The sequence below is a fragment of the Mycobacterium asiaticum genome, from assembly GCF_001673365.1.
GTDB lineage: Bacteria > Actinomycetota > Actinomycetes > Mycobacteriales > Mycobacteriaceae > Mycobacterium > Mycobacterium asiaticum_A.
Map to the genome: position 1 here is coordinate 1 of NZ_LZLS01000062.1, position 3535 is coordinate 3535.

At 65.3% G+C, this 3535-nt stretch carries 3 protein-coding genes; 1 reads left to right on the plus strand and 2 read right to left on the minus strand.

Going from position 1 to position 3535, the window contains the following annotated elements; translation table 11 throughout:
• Window positions 1–29 precede the first annotated feature (29 nt).
• Both A5634_RS06485 and kstD read right to left on the minus strand, forming a co-directional pair.
• A complete protein-coding gene (locus A5634_RS06485; protein WP_065143244.1) occupies window positions 30–893 on the minus strand; it encodes a MaoC family dehydratase in 864 nt (287 codons plus the stop codon).
• A 1-nt stretch (window position 894) separates the two neighbouring features.
• Complete coding sequence (kstD, locus tag A5634_RS06490; RefSeq protein ID WP_065143246.1) at window positions 895–2577, minus strand: 3-oxosteroid 1-dehydrogenase; 1683 nt, start codon at window positions 2575–2577, stop codon at window positions 895–897.
• Between the two features lie 72 nt (window positions 2578–2649).
• Here kstD and A5634_RS06495 point away from each other — a divergent pair, with 72 nt between their 5' ends.
• Window positions 2650–3435: a 2-keto-4-pentenoate hydratase gene (locus A5634_RS06495; protein ID WP_065143245.1), complete on the plus strand. Its 786-nt coding sequence runs from the start codon at window positions 2650–2652 to the stop codon at window positions 3433–3435.
• The last annotated feature ends 100 nt before the right edge of the window (window positions 3436–3535 follow it).

Genomic DNA, 3535 nt, shown 5'->3' on the forward strand with positions numbered 1-3535 from the left:
GCGTGACGCTCGGCGCAAATCAAGTGAGGCTATGACGCAGGAACCAATTCCACGCCGCTCAGCACGACGGCGTTGTCGCGAGCGGGCGCGATGACGCCGGCCAGGAAACGGCCGTCTTCTTTCCAGACGTTGACTTGCAACGTCTCGCCGGGATACGCCACGCCCGCGAAGCGGGCACCGTATGCCTTGACGGCCCCGGCGTCCCCGTCCAGTAAAGCGTCCGTGATCGCTTTGCAGGTCATGCCGTAGGTGCACAAACCGTGCAGTATCGGCGCGGGAAACCCTGCGGCAGAGGCGAATTCGGGATCCGAATGCAGGGGGTTGCGGTCGCCGCACAGCCGATACAGCAAAGCCTGCTGGGGCAGCAACGGCACCGCGAGCTGCAAATCCGGGTCGCGGTCCGGTGCGCCGTCCGAGCCAGAGGGACCGCGGTCGCCGCCGAACCCGCCTTCCCCGCGCGCAAAGATCGACCGCCGCTGCGTCCACAGCAGTGCACCATCGGCCCCGGTCACCGTCGTCTCGCTCCAGATCACCGCGGCCTTGCCCTTGTCCCAGATGTCGGTGAATCGGGTGACGGCCTTACCCGAGCCCGAAGGTGGCAGCGGTGCAGGCACTTCCACCCTTTCCGAAGCGTGCAGCACCTTGCTCAGCTCGATGTCGATGCCGGGAAACTGCACGGCGGGCGGCTCGGTCATGTGAAATGACGCGGCCACGTTGCCGAAGGTTGGCAGCACCTGTGGGGTCTTGTCCACGAGGTAGCGCAGCTCGCGCGGATCCAGCGGATCCGCGCCGGCGCCAAGACCGAGATGGTAGAGCTGGATATCGCTACTGGTCCAAGAGAATTCGATGGGATCCAGCTCAGCGGCCAGGGCAACGTCTACGTCGATCGGCATCTCAGTTCGCTCCCGCGATGTGTAGGGCGGCCAGGTAGCCGAAGGTCATCGCCGGCCCGATGGTGCCGCCGGGGCCGGGATAGGTGTGCCCCATCACCGGTGCGCTGACATTGCCTGCGGCATAAAGGCCTTCGATGATGCTGCCGTCATCGCGCAGCGCGCGCCCGTCCACGTCGGTGCGGATACCGCCCTTGGTTCCCAAATCGCCCGGCACCATCTTGGCGGCGTAGTAGGGCGCATGGCTGAGCTCGCCGAGGTTGGGATTCGGCTTGTTGGTCGGGTCGCCGTAGTACCTGTCGTAAGCGCTTTCGCCGCGGTGGAAGTCGTCGTCGACACCCGAGCGCGCGAAACCGTTGAAGCGCTTGACCGTAGCCATGAACTCCCCAACCGGTAGGCCGGCCTTGTCTGCCAGCTCTTCGAGCGTGTCGGCCTGGATGATCACGCCGGACTCCATCCACTTGCGCGGAATACGTTGACCGGCTTGCAATCCCGCGAAAATGTAGCGATCGCGGTACTGCTGGTCGAAAATGAGCCAGGCGGGAATGTTCTCGCCCGGCCCGGCGCCCTGGCCGTGCTCGCCGCCGTACATGTGATGGCAGGCTTCCACGTAGGGCATCGACTCGTTCATGAACCGCTTGCCCGACATGTTGACGATGATCGAGCCCGGGGAGTTGCGCTCCGACAGCGCAAACCATGGCGCACCGACCAACGGCACCGTTGGACCCCACCACGCGTCGTCCATGAAATCCAGTGCGGCTCCGAGCTTTTCACCCGCGATGATGCCGTCTCCGGTGTTGGCTTTGGCGCCCACCGTCCAGTCGGTGGTGATTGGGGCGCGCTGATACTTCACTCGCATCTGCTCGTTGTGCTCGAAGCCACCGGAAGCCAGGATGACCCCGCGTCGAGCCCGGATCAGCCGCGGCTCGGCCGACTCGGAGGCCTGCGCATCGCGCACATAGACTCCGCGCACCACACCGTCCTCGACGTAAAGATCGGTAAGCGCGGTGTTGAGCACGACCGGAACTCCGGACTGCTGCAACCCGATTCGCAGCGGCGCGATCAGCGCCCTACCCATGCCGACCAGGTTCTTGCCGGTCGACTTCGCCCACATGGTCCGCGCGCCGACCTTCAGGCTGCGCAGCACGCCGCGGGGGTGGCGCTTCAGCATGTTCAACCGCACGTAATCCTGTTGCATGACAACGACATTGAGCGGGACCTTGCCGTAAGCGGGTTCCAGGCCGGCTTCGTCTGGACCGAGCTTGCGGGCGTTGAAGGGCTTCGGTTCGATCGAGCGGCCGTCGGGTCGCCCGCCCGGAGCTTCCGGGTAGTAGTCGGAGTAGCGGGGCACCCAGCACATTTTCAAAGGCGTGTGCTTGAGCACGAACGAGAGCATCTCGGGTCCGCGCTTGAGGTATGTGTCGATGCGCTCCGGTTCGACGACGTCGCCGATGATGCCGTGCAGATACGTGCGGGCCGCCTCGGCGGTGTCCTTGACCCCGGCGCGTTCCAGGACTTCGTTGTTAGGGATCCAGACGCCGCCACCGGAGCGAGCGGTCGAACCGCCGAAGTGCGGCGCCTTCTCGATGACTACTGTCGAAAGGCCGCGATGCGCGGCGGTCAGGGCAGCCACCATGCCGGCGCCGCCGCTTCCGACCACGACGACGTCGTACTCCTGTGCTGTCATGTAGAACACGTTATAGAATTGCCCGGGTCGGGCGCTACTGGCCCGGTCACGAGAACGAGGGGACTTCGGTAAATGCTCGATGTTGCGACCCGTGACGAGCTTGCGGCAGACCTGGCGCAGGCCGAACGGAGCCGCGAGGGGATCGGTCCGTTGACGGTCTCCTTCCCCGATATCGACGTCGTCGACGCTTACGAGATCCAACTGATCAACATTCGGCAGCGGGTGGCCGAGGGTGCCCGGGTGGTAGGGCACAAGGTGGGCCTCTCGTCGCAGGTGATGCAGCAGATGATGGGCGTCAACGAGCCCGACTACGGCCACCTGCTTGACGACATGCAGGTCTTCGAGGATGTCCCCGTCGAGGCGGGGAAGTATTTGTTGCCGCGGGTAGAGGTCGAGGTCGGGTTCATTCTTTCTGCGGACCTGCCTGGCGCGGAGTGCACGGAGGAAGACGTGCTGGCCGGCACCGAGGCGTTGGTCCCGTCGATCGAGCTCATCGACACGCGGATCAAGGACTGGCAGATCAAGATCTGCGACACCATCGCCGACAACGCCTCGTCGGCCGGCTTTGTCCTGGGAGCGGCGCGGGTCTCGCCGGCGGACGTCGACGTCAAGGCGATCGAGGCCAAACTGACCCGCAACGGGGAATTGATCGCCGAGGGCCGCAGCGATGCGGTGCTGGGCAATCCGGTCACCGCGGTGGCCTGGCTGGCCCGCAAAGTGGAAAGCTTTGGCGTGCGGCTGAAAAAGGGCGACATCGTGTTGCCCGGATCGTGCACCTTCGCTGTCGATGCGCGGGCGGGCGACGAGTTTGTCGCCGACTTCGCCGGGCTGGGTGCCGTTCGTTTGGCGTTTGGATAGGAGCGATCGCGAGCGCGGCGTAGCCGGGCGAAGCGGGTCGCGACAAAGTGAAGAGCAGCGATCGCGAGCGCGGCGTAGCCGGGCGAAGCGGGTCGCGACA

Excerpts from the sequence above, each read along its gene's own strand:
- A5634_RS06485 (WP_065143244.1), bottom strand. The coding sequence starts at position 893 with ATGCCGATCGACGTAGACGTTGCCCTGGCCGCTGAGCTGGATCCCATC.
- kstD (WP_065143246.1), bottom strand. The coding sequence starts at position 2,577 with ATGACAGCACAGGAGTACGACGTCGTCGTGGTCGGAAGCGGCGGCGCC.
- A5634_RS06495 (WP_065143245.1), top strand. The coding sequence starts at position 2,650 with ATGCTCGATGTTGCGACCCGTGACGAGCTTGCGGCAGACCTGGCGCAG.